The organism is Ruegeria sp. H4 (genome assembly GCF_056533065.1).
This window is the reverse complement of sequence record NZ_JBQFOC010000002.1, coordinates 466,234-483,629: the sequence shown is the minus strand read 5'-3', so window position 1 is coordinate 483,629 and position 17,396 is coordinate 466,234. Positions and strand designations below refer to the sequence as shown.

Here is a 17,396-nt window from a genome sequence, read left to right as displayed (position 1 = left end):
TCTTTCGAGCTTACTGAGACTGCCAGCGCTGAACCAGTTCGTCATAGTTGACGGTCTGGCCTTGCGGCTTTTCGTTCTCAAGCTTGGCCTTGGGCGAGCCCGGCTTTTCCAGCCAGAAGGCAGCATCCTGCGGCTCGTTCAGGCGTGGACCACAACCGCCATAGACGTTGGCGGCCTCATCTGCGGCCTGCATGCGGGACATGGTGATGTCCATCTCTTCGGCCAGACGATCCATCGCCTCTTGCGGCGTAAACGCGCCCGAGTTCACGTCACCGATCTGCTGCCACCAGATTTGGGCCAGCTTCGGATAATCCGGAACGTTGATGCCGGTCGGCGACCATGCCACACGGTCAGGCGAGCGATAGAACTCGACCAGACCACCCAGCTTGGGTGCGCGTTCTGTGAACGACTCGTGATTGACCGAACTGTCGCGGATGAAGGTCAGACCCACATGGGACTTCTTCACGTCAACAGTCTTGGATGTCACGAACTGAGCATAGAGCCACGCGGCCTGAGCACGATCCTCGGGGGTTGATTTCAGGAAGGTCCACGAACCCACGTCCTGGTAGCCAACCTTCTGACCGTCTTCCCAATACGGGCCATGCGGGCTGGGCGCCATGCGCCACAGCGGCGTGCCTTCGTCGTCGACAGTGTTATTGCCTTCGGATTTCGGCTTCACCATGTCTGCGGTAAAGGCGGTGTACCAGAAGATCTGCTGGGCCACGTTGCCTTGGCTAAGTGCCGGCAGCGACTGGTAGAAGTCATAAGACGCCGCACCCGGAGGCGCGTAGGCCCGCAGCCATTCATCCCACTTGCGGATCGCATAGACCGCAGCCGGACCGTTGGCCGCACCACCGCGCGAGACGGAGGCCCCGACAGGGTTACAGGTGCCCGCTTCCATGCGGATGCCCCATTCATCAACGGGTACGCCATTCGGTTCACCCACGTCACCAGCACCGGCCATTGACAGCCAGGCGTCGGTCATACGCCAACCCAAGTCAGGCGCACGCTTGCCGTAATCCATGTGACCATAGATTGTCACACCATCGACTTCCTTGACGTCATTCGTGAAGAATTCGGCGATGTCCTCGTAAGCGGACCAGTTGACAGGAACACCCAGATCATAGCCGTATTTCTCTTTGAACGCGGCCTTGTTGGCTTCGTCATCGAACCAGTCCTTGCGGAACCAATAGAGGTTCGCGAACTGCTGGTCGGGCAGCTGATACAGCTTGCCATCCGGACCGGTGGTGAACTGAATGCCCATGAAGTCATCCAGATCCAGCGTCGGCGAGGTTGTCGCCGCCCAGTCGCCGCCCATCATGTCGGTCAGCGGGTAGGCCAGCTGCAGGCGCGAATGCGTGCCGATCAGGTCGCTGTCGTTGACATATCCGTCATACAGGTTCCGACCGGTTTGCATTTGGGTCTGAACGGCCTGCACCACTTCACCTTCACCCAGGATCTGGTGGTTGACCTTGATACCGGTGATTTCCTCGAACGCCTTGGTCAGAACCTCGGATTCATACGAGTGGGTGGGGATGCCTTCGGACAGGACGTTAATCTCCATGCCCGCATAGGGTTGTGCAGCTTCGATGAACCACTGCATCTCGGCCATCTGTTCGTCTTTCGACAAGGTCGATGGCTGGAATTCGTCGTCAATCCAACGTTGTGCTGCGGCTTCGTCGGCCCAAGCAGGACCGTGCCCCGCAATGACGGCAGCCGCCGCCACTGCGGAAAGTAGATGTCTCCGCATCTGTCTCCTCCCAAAGATTTTGGTTGCGTCCGGCGCAAACCGGATGAGGGGAAGCATCAGCGATTTCTTGCGTATGTGTCAAACTAAATTTTTAGTAATTGATCTACGGGCATTCTGAGATGTGAAAAATGATGAGGTTGGAATGGTAAAGAGGTGCATATAATTCATTGATTATAAATTGAAAAACCTGGTATTTTGCTTCCGGCTGGATGGGAGTGGAGACGCATTCCTACGATACTACCCAGCAAGGTCGGTGCACGCTATCAACCACGACCCTCGTTGATCCTGCTGTTGCCAAAACAACCAAGGCTTGAGCCTAGAATGATCAAAAAAGCCAAAATGCTGGATTTACCAACCCCGATTTGTAGTTTGTGCGCCAGTTCGATTCTTCGGAGCGGAATGTGAAAAAACACGCACTCAACACCCATCGGGAACTTGAATTGCTTGAGGCGTTGAAGCGTCTTGGTGGCACCGCCCGAAACACTGAACTGGCCACAATGCTGGACGTATCGGAAGAGACCGTGCGCCGTACGATCAAAGCCCTGTCAAAGGCCGGTACTGTCGAGCGCGTCCATGGCGGCGTGTTTTTGGCCGGAGCGCAGGGCGATCCGGGTTTCTTTCGTCGTATTTCGCAGCACGCCGATGAAAAGCGCGCTATTGCTCGGCATGTTGCGACCATGGTCGAGAATCAAATGACTGTCTTCCTGGATGTCGGATCAACGACCGCCTTTGTCGCGGAAGAATTGCGCCAGGCCCAGAACCTGACAATCGTTACAAATTCAATCGTCGTGGGGCTTACATTGGTTGGGGTCAACGGTAACCGGGTTCATCTGTTAGGCGGTGAGATGCAAAGCGATGAACGCGGCACGTTCGGGCATGTCGCGCACAAGCAGGTGCAGCGCTACGCGTACGATTTGGCGGTCCTCAGCACCGATGCGATCTCGGACAGTAAAGGGTTTTTATACCAAAGCGCGGCTGAGGCTGATTTAGCGTCCACAGTTGCCAATCATGCCGATCACGTTGTGATGGCAGCGGATCAGCACAAATTCGATGCGTCCGCGCCTTATGTTGGGCCAGACCCACGGATGGTTCATGTGTTGGTCACGGACAGCGCGCCGAAGCAGGCATTTGCTGACCAGATCGCGAAATGGGGGATCAAGCTACAGGTTGCATCGTCGGGATAGCCTGCGTGGCAAGGTGCCTAAACTAGGTCGAAGAAGTTTCACCGATTGGTAGCCCGTAGGGGAATCGAACCCCTCTTTCCAGGTTGAAAACCTGGCGTCCTAACCGATAGACGAACGGGCCATTTGGTATCTGGCGCAAGCACAAGTGGTAGCCCGTAGGGGAATCGAACCCCTCTTTCCAGGTTGAAAACCTGGCGTCCTAACCGATAGACGAACGGGCCACGCTGGCTTGTGGAGGGCCTTTTACGGTTTCACCCCGACCCCCGCAAGCCGAAAAATGCAGGGATGTGAAAGTTTTTGAACGGCTGAAAGGGCAGACAAAATCCTTATCAGTTGGCTTCGGCTGCGTCCTCCAGCCGAAGCTGCACATTTTGCCGTCCGCCCCAAGTGTTCACCTCGAGCCGACCGGCAAAGTGAAACCGTGCACCGCCATGATTTGACAGCCGTTCCCCAAGCGGTCCGTCGAAGGCGCCAAAGGCGATGGCATCCAGCCCGCCGCCCATTCCATCCGACAGGGATAGTTTCAGATGCGTCTCGCCTACACGCTTGGCAAAGCGCACCTGCAGATCAGGCAGAGCATAGCGTGGGGCAGGAGCGCTGGCCCCGAAAGGCCCTGCCTTTTCAATCTGTTCAATCAACTCCACCGTTGCTGCGCCGGGCATCAGGGCACCATCTAGCCTGACATCAGCTAGTCCACCTTGCCCTGCACCCTGCTTTTCAAGCAACTCCGAGAGGCGCGTCATTGCAGGCTCCAACTGATCCCGCATCACCGTCAGGCCTGCCGCCATCTTGTGCCCGCCGCCTTTGATCAATAGCCCTTCGGCTACCAGACGCTGGATGGAAGCCCCTAGATCAACGCCCGAGACTGACCGGCCTGAACCCTTGCCCTCGTCACCGTCAAATCCGATCACAATCGCTGGCCGGTTTGCCACCTCTTTCAGCCGAGAGGCGACGATACCGACCACGCCGGGATGCCAGCCTTCGCCAGCCGCCCAGACCAAAGGCGCATCCAGACCACGATCCTCGGCCTGTTCCAAGGCGGCGGTACGCACGGCGTTTTCGATGTCGCGCCGCTCGGTGTTCAGTGCGTCCAACCGTTCGGCCAGTGCTTCGGCCTCGGACGTCGAGTCGGTGCTGAGCAGCCGGGCGCCCAGATCGGCCTGACCGATGCGCCCTCCGGCATTGACCCGAGGGCCCAGCAGAAACCCAAGATGATAGCTGTTTGGGGCGGCATCCATTCGGGCGACATCGGACAAGGCCACCAAGCCGGGCCGCTGCCGCCCGGCCATAACCTTCAGCCCCTGACGCACCAGCGCCCGGTTGGCCTCGATCAACGGGGCAACGTCGGCCACGGTGGCCAGCGCGACCAGATCGAGCAGAGAGATCAAATCCGGCCCCTTGAGGCCCGTCTCGCGCATTTGGCGCCCGGCCTCGACCAGCATCAAAAAGACTACCCCAGCCGCACAGAGATAGCCCAGATCACCGCTTTCATCCTGCCGGTTTGGGTTCACGACAGCGACGCAATCCGGCAGCGTTTCCGCGCCCAGATGGTGATCCAGCACGATCACATCTGCACCCTTGGCTGCTGCGATGGGTTCGTGGCTGAGGGTGCCGCAGTCGACGCAGATGATCAGGTCATGTGCTGCCGCCAGTTCCTGCATGGCAGGCACATTCGGCCCATATCCTTCGTCGATCCGGTCCGGAACATATAGCGTCGCTTGCAATCCCATCTGATGCAGCCAGACCAGCAGCAAAGCCGCTGAACTGCCGCCGTCTACGTCATAATCTGCGAAAACCGCGATCCGCTGCCTTTCGCGCACCGCAGTCAGAAAGCGCGCCGCCGCGACCTCCATGTCTTTCAGGCTACGCGGGTCAGGCAACAGCTCCTTCAGCTTTGGTTCCAGAAACCCTGCTGCTTCCATCGGAGGCACGCCGCGTCGTGCCAGAACCTGGCAGACTGCGCGCGGCAAGTCGGCCTGCTGCACCAGCATTTCAGTCGCGCGCTCAACCTCGGGCGAGGGGCCGACCCATCGGCGACCTGTCAATGACTGCTCAACCCCTAGAAAGCTCATCCTGCCCCTCATATGCCAAGGCCGGATCCGCTTGGATCCGGCCTCTTAGGCTCTTTACAGTTACTCTTGTCGAATGTCGCGGCGCAAGCCGCTTAGGCGTCGGCGTGTGACCACATTGGTGTGCGGTATGACATGCGGCGCACTGATCCGGTTTTGGATCGCATCAGCAAGGTTGTTGTCTCAAGCCAGCCTGGCTCGCGCTTGATACGCGGCAGAAGCGATCCGCCGGTCACGCCAGTCGCGGCAAAGATCACATCCGCTGTCACCATCTCATCGCGGGTGTAGATGCGGTCTAGGTCAGAGATGCCTGCCTTGGCGGCGCGACCGCGTTCGTCGTCATTGCGAAACAACAAACGACCAAAGATCTGACCGCCCATACATTTCAGTGCAGCCGCGGCCAAGACACCTTCGGGTGCACCGCCTTGACCCATATACATGTCGATGCCTGTGGTTTCGCTTTCGGCGCAATGCATCACGCCGGCCACATCGCCATCAGTGATCAGGCGGATCGAAGCGCCGGTTTCACGGACTTCGGCAATCATCGCCTCATGGCGCGGACGTTCCAGAATACAGACTGTGATGTCAGCTGGCTCACAGCTTTTGGCTTTGGCCAGGGCTTCCACACGCTCACGCGGGGACATATCCAGCGAGACGACGCCTTCGTCATAGCCCGGACCAACGGCCAGCTTGTCCATATAGACGTCGGGTGCGTGCAGCATCGAGCCGCGCGGGCCCATGGCGATGACCGTCAGCGCGTTGGGCATGTCTTTGGCGGTCAGTGTGGTGCCTTCCAGCGGGTCCAGTGCGATATCAACGCCGGGGCCATTCCCGGTGCCAACCTCTTCACCGATATACAGCATCGGAGCTTCATCACGCTCACCTTCGCCAATAACGACGACACCTGCGATATCCAGCAAGTTCAGCTGTTCACGCATTGCATTAACAGCGGCCTGATCTGCGGCTTTCTCATCGCCGCGCCCCACCAGCGAAGCCGAGGCAAGCGCTGCCTGTTCTGCGACACGCGCAAGCCCCAATGACAGCAGGCGGTCGTTAAAATCGGTTTTGGCAGCGTTCATGCGATGTATTCCTTTGGTCGGCAATGACGTTACGTCTGGCATAGCCTGCACTAGGCGCAGGCTGCAAGGGGTCAGACCTGTTCGATCCGCAGTGCGACGGGCTCGCCCGCAACAACATCGGTTGCCCGGAACCCATCCAGGGCCACGTCCAGTGTCGCCCGCGTTGTCTTGTGCGTTACAATCAGAACTGGTGCGGTGCTTTCACTGTGCCCATACTGGCGCATCCGATCGATCGAGACACCCGCATCGCCCAGAATGGCGGCAATCTTGGCCAGCGCACCGGGTTTGTCCAGCAGGGCCAGGCGCAGATAATAGGGCGCAGGCAGGCCGGTAACGGCGGGGGTTGCGGCCTCAAGCGAGCTTGCGGGTCGGCCAAAGGTCGAAATCTGAAGGCCGCGTGCCAGATCGCAGATATCGCCCATCACTGCACTGGCGGTAGGGCCTTCACCGGCACCGGGCCCGCGCAGGACAACCTGATCCACTGCGTCGCCTTCAATCACCACCATATTGGTGCCGCCTTCCAACTGACCCAAAGGCGAGTCGCTGGGGACCAAGCAGGGCTGCATCCGCTGTTCAAGACCGCGCGCGGTGCGTTGTGCCACACCCAGCAGTTTGATGCGGAAGCCCATGTCATGTGCCTGATCTATGTCATCCAGGCTGATCTGTTGAATACCTTCAATCTCGATCCCGTCGAAATTCGGCTTGGTGCCAAACGCAATTGACGACAGCAGCGCCAGTTTATGCGCCGCATCGATACCGCCCACATCCAAGTTTGGATCGGCCTCAAGATAGCCCAGTTCGGCACATTCATCGAACAGCGCGTTATAGCCCTGACGCTGAGACTGCATCCGGGTCAGAATGTAGTTGCAGGTGCCGTTCATAACTCCCATAACGCGTGTAATCTCATTGCCCGCCAGACCCTCGGTCAGGGATTTGATAACGGGAATACCACCCGCAACAGCCGCTTCAAAACGGATCACACGACCTGCAGTTTCGGCCTGTTCGGCAAGCGCCTGACCATGGATGGCCAGCAGGGCCTTGTTTGCGGTGACAACGTCTTTGCCACCGGCCAAAGCGGCCTCGACCGACGCTTTTGCCGGGCCGTTTTCGCCGCCCATCAGCTCGACATATACATCGATATCATCGCGCTGGGCCAAAGCGACCGGATCGGTCTCCCATGCATAGTCAGACAGGTTCACGCCCCGGTCTTTGTTCGGGTCGCGTGCGGCAACAGCCACGATTTCGATCCGACGCCCCGTGCGTGCCTCAAGCAGATCGGCATGACGACGGATGATCTTGACGACACCCACGCCAACTGTTCCCAAGCCCGCAATTCCAAGCCGCAGCGCCTGTGTCATTCCGTGGGTTCCTTTCCGCTCGATCTATTCTGAAACCGGACGTTCATCCGGTCAGCGCTGCCTTAGCGGGTTCGGGCCGAGGGTGCAATCCGTCACGGCGGCGCCACGGCACCGGGTGTCAGTTGGTTGGCGCGTTTTGAAGCGCTTCGGCCTTTTTCCTGAGCGCTTCGGCGCGCGCGTTTAGGTCTTCCTCGACCTCGGTGGCTTCGCTGGCCGGATCAATTGGCGTACCAAGCGAGTCCTGCAGCGGGATCAGGGGCGGATAAGCGGCCTTTTGCACCGAACGCGACTCAGAGCCGTCCAACTCAGGAATATCCGCGCAACCCATCAAGGTCAGCGTCAGGATCAGCAAGGGCAGGGCTTTGGTTGGCATAGGGTCTCGCGGTCACAGTGTGATCCTGTGATGCACGTTTTAACGCATTGGTTCAAGCGGGCTTCTATCTGAACATTTGTTCAGATACGGTGTTTGCCATGGCACGTACCCAGGGTTCTCATTCCGATATTACAGGCCCGCGTATTCGCAGCGCGGCGCTCAGGCTTTTTGCCCGCCACGGCTATGCGGCGGTGTCGATGCGCCAGATCGCCAAAGAGGTCGGCGTGCAGGCCGGGGCGCTGTATAACTATACGCCGGATAAGCAGAGCCTGCTGTTTCGTCTGATGCGCGAGCATATGCAGGACCTGTTGCAGGCCTATGCCTCGTTGAATTCATCCTCTGATCCGCAAGAGGCATTGCGCGGCTTTGTCGGCTTCCATATCCGTTTCCATCTGGAGCGCCCGGATGAGGTTTTCATCGCCTATATGGAGTTGCGCAACCTGACCCCTGAGAATTTTGCAGAGATCGAAGATTTGCGCCGAAGCTATGAGAACGCTGTGGAAAAGATCCTGCGTGATGGGCAGCAGGCCGGGCTTTTTGCCATTTCGGACACCAAGATCGCCACACTCGCTGTTATCGCCATGCTGAACGGTGTGATGACGTGGTATCGCGCTGGTGGGCGCTTGTCGCTTGATGAGGTCGAGCAGGTCTATTGGGATATGGTTCGCCGTGCGGTGACGGCCTGACGGGGATCAGGCCGCCCCATTGATCAATGCGCCGGACGAATGAAGGTTCCGTTGCGCAATTCCTTGAAAGCCTGTTCCAGCTCGGCCCGCGTATTCATCACAATGGGCCCATGCCAGGCGACTGGCTCACCAATAGGCGCGCCTGAGATCAGCAGAAAACGTACACCCTCAGGCCCGGCCTGAACTGTGACTTCGTCTCCTGTGCCAAAGCGCACCAGCGTACGATCCCCGGACATGTCGCGGATGTTTACTTCTTCCCCGGCGACCTCTTTCTCTAGCAACACGCCAGTTGGCTGTGAGGCATCGGCAAAGGCAGCTTGTCCTTGAAACACATAGGCAAAAGCGCGGCGATAGGTGTCTATGCGAAAGGTCTTTTTGACGCCGGCCGGTATCTGGATGTCCAGATACTGAGGGTCCGCCGCGATGCCATCCACCGGCCCGGTTTTGCCCCAGAACTCTCCGACAATCACCCGCACGATTGTGCCGTCATCATCGATGACCTCGGGGATATCCTTGCTTTGCACATCCTGATAGCGGGGCGCGGTCATTTTCTGGGCCGAGGGCAGGTTCCCCCAAAGCTGGAAACCGTGCATCTGGCCTGTGCTGTTTCCGTGTGGCATCTCCTGATGCAGAATACCGGACCCGGCAGTCATCCACTGCACATCTCCTGCGCCTAGCGTGCCGCTATTGCCCAGCGAATCTGAATGCTCGACCGATCCGGCCAGCACATAGGTGATCGTCTCGATCCCGCGATGGGGATGCCAGGGAAAACCGGCCTGATAGTCCTGTGGGCGTTCGTTGCGGAAGTCATCAAACAACAGAAACGGGTCCAGTTCGGACGGATCCTGAAAGCCAAACGCGCGGTGTAGTTTGACGCCAGCGCCCTCCATTGTTGGCATGGCTTTGCGGGTTTCCAATGTGGGTCTCAGGGACATGGGTGCCTCCTATTCCTTTGCCCAGCATGTAACCTCTGCTCGGTAGTGGTCAATTCGCATGGATTCACCGGCTTTGTGCAATTTTGTTTAGAGGTTTCAGCCCCTGTTGTTCAGCGAAGAAAGCGGATAAACGAAGGCCCAGGCTGACAGGAGACAAGAATGCAGGACGAAGTACTGGCCACAATTGAGGCCTCAGCGCCAAGACGTTGGATCGGGGTTCTTATGCTTGGTACGGTTGGCGTTTTGGTTCTGTACGTTGCGCTGTCCACGCCGCCTGAGCTGGTCTGGCAGGTGTTTTTGATTGTTGTCGGTGGGGCGGCGCTCTGGCTGGCCTATAGTGTCTGGCAGGCGACCCAAGATCGGATCGAGCTGACGCGCACGGAACTGCGCACAGGGGCAGGGTGTCTGATTGCGCTTGTCGAAGAGATTGAGGCTGTCGACCGGGGAGTGTTTGCCTTCAAACCGTCGAACGGGTTTCTAGTGCGTACGCGGGCAAAAAAATCGAACAGCTGGGCGCCGGGACTTTGGTGGCGCCTCGGACGCCGCGTTGGCGTAGGCGGCATGACTGCCGCCTCTGAGGCCAAGTTTATGTCAGAGATACTCTCGGCCCTATTGCTTGAGAGGGACGAGGCTTAGCAGTCGTCTGGGTCGGCCACTGTGATATTGGTCAGCCCACGCGGCTGAGTGAACATGAATTTGTTAATCGCAAAGGAATGGTCTCCGTAGCCGATCTTGAACGGACGAGTGTACCAGTCTTTTGTTTCAACAAGGATCATCACCGCTCTGTCGGCCATGACAGGTATTCTGTCTTTGTATTCGTTCAGCAGTGTCGCATTGTCGAGTTTCTCAAAGCTCTCGCCGCGCGGGCAAGTCCAAAGCACAAAATGGCGATCTTGGTCCTGATCATACCGTACGAATGAGATACGCATCGATACTGCCGAGCGGTCAGAGATCATGAACTTTTGAAGTTCGTACAGGTTTGTAATGTACTGCTTCGTGATCTGCTGATCTTCACGAGAGATAATATCCGCAACAGCAAATGCAGCTTTGAGGTTGCTGGCGCTTTGCCGATAGCTGTCAAAATAGGTGTAAGATGTCCACATCGACCAGAACAGAAGCGGGAAAACCATGACCGCTTCAATACTGACGACGCCATCTTCCTTACGCCAAAAGCGACCAAGCCAACTGGCGGCGGTACGGGGCAGGGATAAGTTAAAACGGTTCATGGACAAACACCGTTGCTACATGCAGTTCATACTGGTCATCAATCGGATCAAACCGGGTCAAACGGCCCAAAGTCGTTCCAAAGAACAAAGGATCGATTTCAGCACAGGCCCGGATGATCATCAGCTGGTTTGAGGTCCCGGGATCAAAAAATGGCTCATCATCATCACCACCACGAATTTCTTCGGGCGTATCGACGCAATAGGGCTGCTGAAAGCTGCCGTTTAGAACCGTGCTGGCGGCGAATGGATTGATCGAGGTCATCTCGATTGCCAAATTGTCAAAGCACTTCGGGATCGCGCCGGCCTTATCACAAACGACCTGCTTCAACAGAGTATGAGTCCACTGCGCGCCGGGCGTTTGATCATAGACTTCGATCCGATTCATGCGGACATCTTGGATGGTTTCATCCAAAGCACGCTCAAGGTTTGCGTGGTTGTAGGCCACGATGCCGATTTCGACGCCTGAATAGGTGGTGATCATGAAGATCGGGAACCAGAACACGAACTCGATCGTGGCCATACCATCTTCGTTACGGCGAAACCGGCGCAGTTTTTGGGTCAGGCGTCTGATCATTGCGTCAACCTCAGATTCCGGATGCTCGACGTAATCGAAGCAAAGACATCAGGCAAATCGTCTGGGCTGGCCTCGTAGTAGGTCGCGTCGGTTGTTTTGCAGTGTTGCATGATAGCGCGGCCAGCGGATGGCGCTTCCAGCGAGATCGTAAAGATCACGACACCCATCTGCTGTTTTGCATAGTCGCACATCGACCTTACGCGCGGGTCCTTGATGCTACGACCGGCTGACTCAACGGCATCATAGTAGAAGTCATACGCCCAGCTTGAACCGTAGCGGTCATAGAACTGCTGATAAAGCTCGTAGCGCGTGGTCCGCTCCCAAAGATCCGCCCATGTCAGGTGTTCAGAGGGTTCTACGTCCAGCTCCAGATAGGTTTTGACGCGTTTGGTATCCCGATCAACGTTGTAGCAGGTACCAGAAGAGAACGACAGGCAACGATATTGAATGTACCCGCGCACATAGTCACCTGTCGGGTCGCCAACCAATGCCTCGTCGACGCTGGCGACGTTTTCGTAGGTGACGGTGGCGTTGTTGACAATCGTGTTGCCATACCCGCTAGGTTGGAATTGGTCTCTGACCCAGTAGTTCCCGCCATCCGACGAGTCCCACTCGATCATGTCCACATCTGGCCAGATGTAGTCGGTACCAAACTCGATTGTGATTTCATCATTGGAATCAAGCTCGGCGTAAGACACATAGTCGTTGATGCGCTCATTCCACCAAACCCCAGACTTACCGTCGCGATACGGGTCATTGGTCCAATACTGAGTCGTATTCGCACCATCAGTCATCAGGATCATGACTTTCAGTGTGTCGCCGCTGTGCGGGTTGTCCGGGCGCGTGGCGAACTCGGCTGGTACGTCACCCGCGGCTGCCATCTGGGCGATCACAGGCTGCATACTGTCATCAAGCAACGCCATGCCCCACTTAACGCCCAGGTCAATCGACGTGTTGCCCGCCGCTTGGAACGACGCGATTTTGTCTTTCAGAAGATCGGCGTCCTTCTGAAACACCATTGCTTCGCGGTTCTCGTCAGACTCACAGATTTCGCTATAGACGAGGTTGTCGTTTACCGGACGCTGGTCGTAGTCGCCCCAAGCGGTGAAGTGAAGCGTGCGATCATAGACAAGGTTCAGATCAAATTCGCCGTCCTGGAACTGGCTGCTAGTAAAGTTGATGCAGTTGGCATGCGGGTTCACACCGGACGTGTTGATATAGTCCATCATCGAGTCGGGCAGGGCGACCTGTGTCGCGTAAGGGACGATCGAGATCGACATTTTGCCGTCTTCGGATTTGTCGACCATTTCTTGCACGAATTCCTGCGCGGCAAGCTTCAGTGTGGTCAGTCGGCTGTTGCTGTTCATCGAGCCCGAAACGTCAAGAACCATCGAGATCTCGACATTGCCCAAGGCTTCTTCTGCTGCGCTGAATACCGAGGTCGTGATGAAGTCTACATCCCACCACTGCATGAAGTGCATCGCCACGTCCATTTCCGCACGCGCCTGCACACGGCGGAAGCCTTCGATGGTCACGGCACTCGAACCACACAGATTGGCAGGTTCGATAACAATTTCGTCCTCGATCAGATATTGAGCAAGGTTCTCTTTCTCGAGATAATCTTTGATAACGACTGTCGGACAAAGATCTTGCCGAAGATCGGTGGCCGCAAGCACCGCACGGTCTAGGGAATATTGCAGTCGTGCGCGTTCATGATCAAAGCGCTGGATATCTACCGCGAAACCACCGACCGCAAAAACGACCATAATCAAGCCTAAGGTAAAGATGGTCATCGTGCCATCCTCGGACCGGACGAAACTGTGTGACGGCAAACGACACGCGTCTGCTCGCTTTGATTTTCCCAGAATCGACTTCGCTTTAAATATCTTCATACCGCGTTCCTCTACCGGTCAGGCACACTGATTCCAGTCGTTCCCAACTTTATTTTTTTAGACGTGGAACGTGGCGAGATTTGGGCACCTTCGTCACTATGATGCTATTATTGAATGAAAATCGGCCTCAGTTTTGGGGTGTCGTGAGGCTTTGTTTCGCCCGTGTGGACAATTTGGCCAAAAGTCTTAACGGGCCGACTCAGGGGCGGGCTCGGTAATCCTGCGTTCATAAAGTGGTGAAAAAAAGTGCACTTGAAGATTGCAGCCCGCTGCAAGTGGTGCGACAAAACGTCATGACGTTTGTCAGTTCCCGGTATGGAGGATTTTATGACCGGTATCAAAGAACCCAGCTTTCGTGAAAGTGTTGATCTGATGTTCAACAGGGCGGCGTCCCTGATGGATTTGCCCCCGGGGCTGGAAGAGAAGATACGGGTCTGTAACGCAACCTACACAGTTCGCTTTGGTGTGCGCCTACGGGGCGACATCCATACCTTCACCGGCTATCGCTCGGTCCATTCCGAGCATATGGAGCCGGTGAAAGGCGGTATTCGCTATGCTTTGGCGGTGAACCAGGACGAGGTCGAAGCGCTGGCGGCGCTGATGACGTATAAATGCGCGCTGGTCGAAACGCCGTTTGGTGGTTCGAAAGGTGGGCTTTGCATCGATCCGAGAAAATACGAAGAGCATGAGTTGGAACAGATCACCCGTCGTTTCGCCTATGAACTGGCTAAGCGTGACCTGATCAACCCATCCCAAAACGTACCCGCGCCTGACATGGGCACGGGCGAGCGTGAGATGGCTTGGATGGCCGACCAATATGCGCGGATGAATACGACTGACATCAACGCGCGGGCCTGTGTGACAGGCAAGCCCTTGAACGCTGGTGGGATCGCCGGGCGTGTCGAAGCCACTGGGCGCGGTATCCAATATGCGCTGCGCGAATTCTTCCGTCATCCCGAAGACGTAGCCAAGGCGGGTTTGACCGGTAAACTGGACGGCAAGCGTGTTGTGGTTCAAGGGCTCGGCAATGTGGGTTATCACGCGGCTAAATTCCTGAGCGAGGAAGACGGCTCGACCATCGTGGGTATCATCGAATGGGATGGGGCGCTCTACAATCCCGACGGCATTGATGTTGAGGCGGTGCGCCAGTGGATCATCAAGCACGGTGGTGTGAAAGACTATCCTGATGCGACGCACTCGGCCGAGGGTGGTGACGTACTGGAAGCGGAATGTGACATCCTCGTCCCGGCGGCTTTGGAAGGCGTGATCAATCTTGAGAATGCCGAGCGTATCAAGGCCCCGCTGATCATTGAGGCCGCGAATGGCCCCGTGACCGCTGGTGCAGATGAGATCCTGCGCAAAAAGGGTACGGTAATCATCCCCGATATGTATGCCAACGCCGGTGGTGTGACAGTGTCGTATTTTGAGTGGGTCAAGAACCTCAGCCATATTCGCTTTGGCCGGATGCAGCGGCGCCAGGAAGAAGCGCGGCATGAGCTGATCGTCAGTGAATTGGAGCGGCTGGACCGCTATCTTGGTGATGCCTGGACGATGTCTCCGGACTTCAAAACAAAATATCTCAAAGGGGCGGATGAACTGGAGCTGGTCCGGTCTGGCCTAGATGACACCATGCGGATTGCCTACCAGTCGATGCGCGAAGTCTGGCATAGCCGCGATGATGTCGAGGATCTGCGGACTGCGGCCTATATAGTTGCGATTGACCGCGTTGCGAACAGTTATAGGGCCAAAGGTCTTTGAATGTATTTGGATGGGGCGGGCTTCTCGCCCCATCCTGTCGGACCGGCCCGAAATGGGCAATGGCAGGTCCGGAGCAGGGCGGGTAAGCTACCGCCAGTTCAACGATTCCCCGGAGACTTCAATGTTGCGTATCGCCATCGCTGCCGCCGTTCTTGCCACACCTCTGGCTGCGGCAGAAACCAAAGAACAAAGCTGCCAGTATCAGGCAGATGTGGTGGCCGCGATCCAGCAGGCGCGCCTTGATCGGGTGAAAGAGCGAGACGTTCCACAGGCGGTTGCCGATAGCAGCCCCACCTGGCCTGAAAACTACAATGCAGCGGTCCCATTGATCACGCCGTGGGTATATGAACAGAAGATGCGCGATGTCCGCAAAAAGGACCTTGGTGCGGCTTGGCTGGAGCTGTGCCTGCAGCAATAATCCACAGCCGGATCATTTCGCTGTGGAAAAGCGCGCCATCCCCTTGGCGCGCGTTTTCATTTCTGGCAGGTTTGGTGAATGTCTTTGCCCCCCGGATTTCTGGATGAATTACGCACCCGGCTCAGCCTGTCTCAGGTCGTTGGGCGCAAGGTCATGTGGGATCAGCGCAAGTCCAATCAGGGCAAAGGGGATATGTGGGCGCCATGCCCGTTCCATCATGAAAAAACGGCCTCATTCCATGTGGATGATCAGAAGGGGTACTACTACTGCTTTGGTTGTCATGCCAAAGGTGACGCCATCACCTTTGTAAGGGAGACTGAAAACGTATCCTTTATCGAAGCGGTTGAAATACTGGCGCAAGAGGCCGGGATGCCCATGCCCGAGCGCGATCCAAAAGCGCAGGAAAAGCAGGATCGCCGCGCGGAACTGGCCGAGGTGATGGAACAGGCGGTGAAGTTCTTCCGTTTGCAACTAAAGACCGGGGCAGGTGGCGCGGCACGCGATTACTTGTCCGGTCGCGGGCTGGATGCACAGGCGTTGGATCGTTGGGAGATTGGGTTTGCACCTGACGGCTGGCAAGCGTTGTGGGATCACCTGCGTGGTAAGAACGTGGCCGAAGACTTGATCCTGGACTCCGGGCTGGCCAAACCATCAAACAAGGGCAAAAAGCCCTATGATACGTTCCGCAACCGCATCATGTATCCGATCCGCGACCCGCGAGGGCGGTGTATCGCTTTTGGCGCTCGGGCGATGGACCCGAATGACAACGCGAAGTATCTGAACTCACCCGAGACTGCGTTGTTCGACAAAGGCCGCAGCCTCTACAACCACGGCCCCGCGCGGCAAGCGGCGGGCAAGGGGCAGTCTTTGATTGTGGCCGAAGGCTACATGGATGTGATCGCGCTGGCTGAGGCCGGGTTCGGCGCGTCTGTGGCTCCGCTGGGAACCGCGATAACCGAACATCAATTGCAGCTTCTCTGGCGCATTTCCGACGAACCGATCATCGCGTTGGATGGGGATACGGCGGGCCTGCGTGCCGCGATGCGGGCAATTGATTTGGCCCTTCCTTTGTTGGAGGCCGGGAAATCCCTGCGTTTTGCGCTGATGCCCGAGGGCATGGACCCGGATGATCTGCTGCGCGCCGAAGGGGCAGGGGCGGTTCAAAAGGTGTTGGATGGCGCCATTCCGATGGTCAAGCTGCTGTGGCAACGTGAGACCGAAGGGAAGGTCTTTGACAGTCCAGAACGCAAAGCGGCATTGGATAAGGTGCTGCGCGACAAGATCAAGCTGATCCGCGACACATCGATCCGCTCTCACTACGGGCAGGAAATCAAGGACCTGCGTTGGCAACTGTTCCGCCCGCAGCGTCAGACGCAAAGCCGGACCTGGCAACCGCGCGGCAAGTGGCAGCCGCCGAAACAGCCTGCGTCAGCGGGTGCAAGATCGTCATTCCTTGCGTCCTCAGACAATGCCGATATCCACCTGCGCGAAGCGGCCATACTGGCCATCTCCGTTCTGAATCCACAGGTCGTGGTTCAGTTTGAAACGCAGCTGGAAGACATGGATTGCCATGACCCGGATCATGCGGCGCTGCGCCAGGCCATTCTGCGCCATGCAATCAACGACCCGGACAACCTGAAAGACCACATCGTTGAAACTTTGGGACCCGAGCCCCTTGAAAACCTTCTGGGCCTTCGCCATGTCGCTGTGATCCCCTGTGTGTTCAAACCAGGCGACGTTGAAAAGGCTCAGATGACGCTGGCCGAAGAACTCGCAAAGATCAAAGCGCTCCGGGGGCTGGATGCTGAGATTGCCGAAGCGACCGAGGAGATGTCCGACTTGGCTGACGAGTCATTGACGTATCGGGTGGGTCAGGCCGCCGAAGAGCGTAACCGCGCAAGCCGCAGCCAGAACGAGGACAAAGCCCTTTTCGACATCGCCGACAACGGCGCGCGAATCAACCGCGACGAGAAGGACGCGTTCGAGGCAATCATGTCCGGGATCAAATTCGAGCGGAAACGTCGATAAAGTGATGTTTTCATAAAGCACTGGAAAAGAAAAACGGGTAAACGGGTGGCCGAATCACTTTCACGC

15 protein-coding genes and 2 tRNA genes are annotated in these 17,396 nt (G+C 57.1%); 6 read left to right on the top strand and 11 right to left on the bottom strand.

Translation table 11 applies throughout. The features are described from left to right. Positions 1-10: 10 nt before the first annotated feature. Positions 11-1,750 (bottom strand): ABC transporter substrate-binding protein, encoded by a 1,740-nt coding sequence (locus ACR0KG_RS13895; protein ID WP_480540943.1) that lies wholly within the window; start codon positions 1,748-1,750, stop codon positions 11-13. 401 nt (positions 1,751-2,151) lie between these two features. Between ACR0KG_RS13895 and ACR0KG_RS13890 the strand changes: the two genes are divergently transcribed. After that, on the top strand, positions 2,152-2,934 hold the full coding sequence (locus tag ACR0KG_RS13890; RefSeq protein WP_480827602.1) for a DeoR/GlpR family DNA-binding transcription regulator: 783 nt from the start codon (positions 2,152-2,154) through the stop codon (positions 2,932-2,934). A gap of 46 nt (positions 2,935-2,980) precedes the next feature. Here ACR0KG_RS13890 and ACR0KG_RS13885 read toward each other — a convergent pair. From ACR0KG_RS13885 to ACR0KG_RS13860, 6 genes are all read right to left on the bottom strand, one after another. After that, positions 2,981-3,055, bottom strand: a tRNA-Glu gene (locus ACR0KG_RS13885). Positions 3,056-3,080: 25 nt separating this feature from the next. Beyond that, positions 3,081-3,155 (bottom strand) — tRNA-Glu (locus ACR0KG_RS13880). A 108-nt stretch (positions 3,156-3,263) separates the two neighbouring features. Next, positions 3,264-5,006: a single-stranded-DNA-specific exonuclease RecJ gene (gene recJ, locus ACR0KG_RS13875; RefSeq protein ID WP_480827601.1), complete on the bottom strand. Its 1,743-nt coding sequence runs from the start codon at positions 5,004-5,006 to the stop codon at positions 3,264-3,266. A gap of 92 nt (positions 5,007-5,098) precedes the next feature. Next, positions 5,099-6,082, bottom strand: a complete 984-nt coding sequence (glpX, locus tag ACR0KG_RS13870; protein ID WP_480540949.1) for a class II fructose-bisphosphatase — start codon at positions 6,080-6,082, stop codon at positions 5,099-5,101. 71 nt (positions 6,083-6,153) lie between these two features. Continuing rightward, on the bottom strand, positions 6,154-7,440 hold the full coding sequence (locus ACR0KG_RS13865; protein WP_480547824.1) for a homoserine dehydrogenase: 1,287 nt from the start codon (positions 7,438-7,440) through the stop codon (positions 6,154-6,156). Positions 7,441-7,558: 118 nt separating this feature from the next. Further along, entirely contained in the window at positions 7,559-7,813 is a 255-nt protein-coding gene (locus ACR0KG_RS13860) for a hypothetical protein (protein ID WP_480547825.1), read from the bottom strand. Positions 7,814-7,911: 98 nt separating this feature from the next. On the opposite strand from ACR0KG_RS13860, the gene ACR0KG_RS13855 reads away from it, so the two are divergent. Continuing rightward, entirely contained in the window at positions 7,912-8,499 is a 588-nt protein-coding gene (locus ACR0KG_RS13855; protein WP_480547826.1) for a TetR/AcrR family transcriptional regulator, read from the top strand. Between the two features lie 23 nt (positions 8,500-8,522). Here the strand turns inward: ACR0KG_RS13855 and ACR0KG_RS13850 are convergent, their stop codons facing one another. After that, positions 8,523-9,434, bottom strand: coding sequence for a pirin family protein (locus tag ACR0KG_RS13850; protein ID WP_480547827.1), 912 nt, complete (start codon positions 9,432-9,434; stop codon positions 8,523-8,525). A 159-nt stretch (positions 9,435-9,593) separates the two neighbouring features. Between ACR0KG_RS13850 and ACR0KG_RS13845 the strand changes: the two genes are divergently transcribed. After that, positions 9,594-10,070: a hypothetical protein gene (locus tag ACR0KG_RS13845; RefSeq protein WP_480547828.1), complete on the top strand. Its 477-nt coding sequence runs from the start codon at positions 9,594-9,596 to the stop codon at positions 10,068-10,070. On the opposite strand, the gene ACR0KG_RS13840 is transcribed toward ACR0KG_RS13845, so the two are convergent. From ACR0KG_RS13840 to ACR0KG_RS13830, 3 genes are read right to left on the bottom strand one after another with little or no spacing between them, the layout of a single operon-like run. Next, positions 10,067-10,660 carry a hypothetical protein gene (locus ACR0KG_RS13840; RefSeq protein ID WP_170532461.1) on the bottom strand — a complete coding sequence of 198 codons (594 nt, stop codon included), beginning with the start codon at positions 10,658-10,660 and terminating at the stop codon, positions 10,067-10,069. The two genes, ACR0KG_RS13845 and ACR0KG_RS13840, sit on opposite strands and share 4 nt — an antisense overlap. After that, a complete protein-coding gene (locus ACR0KG_RS13835; RefSeq protein ID WP_480540960.1) occupies positions 10,647-11,234 on the bottom strand; it encodes a TadE/TadG family type IV pilus assembly protein in 588 nt (195 codons plus the stop codon). Before ACR0KG_RS13835 ends, ACR0KG_RS13840 begins: the two co-directional genes overlap by 14 nt. Next, positions 11,231-13,027: a Tad domain-containing protein gene (locus ACR0KG_RS13830; RefSeq protein WP_480547829.1), complete on the bottom strand. Its 1,797-nt coding sequence runs from the start codon at positions 13,025-13,027 to the stop codon at positions 11,231-11,233. Before ACR0KG_RS13830 ends, ACR0KG_RS13835 begins: the two co-directional genes overlap by 4 nt. Positions 13,028-13,453: 426 nt before the next feature. Here ACR0KG_RS13830 and ACR0KG_RS13825 point away from each other — a divergent pair, with 426 nt between their 5' ends. From ACR0KG_RS13825 to dnaG, 3 genes are all read left to right on the top strand, one after another. Further along, entirely contained in the window at positions 13,454-14,884 is a 1,431-nt protein-coding gene (locus ACR0KG_RS13825; RefSeq protein WP_170532467.1) for a Glu/Leu/Phe/Val family dehydrogenase, read from the top strand. 121 nt (positions 14,885-15,005) lie between these two features. Then, the gene (locus tag ACR0KG_RS13820) at positions 15,006-15,302 is read left to right on the top strand and encodes a hypothetical protein (RefSeq protein ID WP_170532469.1); all 297 of its coding nucleotides are present in this window, start codon (positions 15,006-15,008) and stop codon (positions 15,300-15,302) included. Between the two features lie 78 nt (positions 15,303-15,380). Then, positions 15,381-17,330: a DNA primase gene (dnaG, locus tag ACR0KG_RS13815; RefSeq protein ID WP_480547830.1), complete on the top strand. Its 1,950-nt coding sequence runs from the start codon at positions 15,381-15,383 to the stop codon at positions 17,328-17,330. Positions 17,331-17,396: the final 66 nt, after the last annotated feature.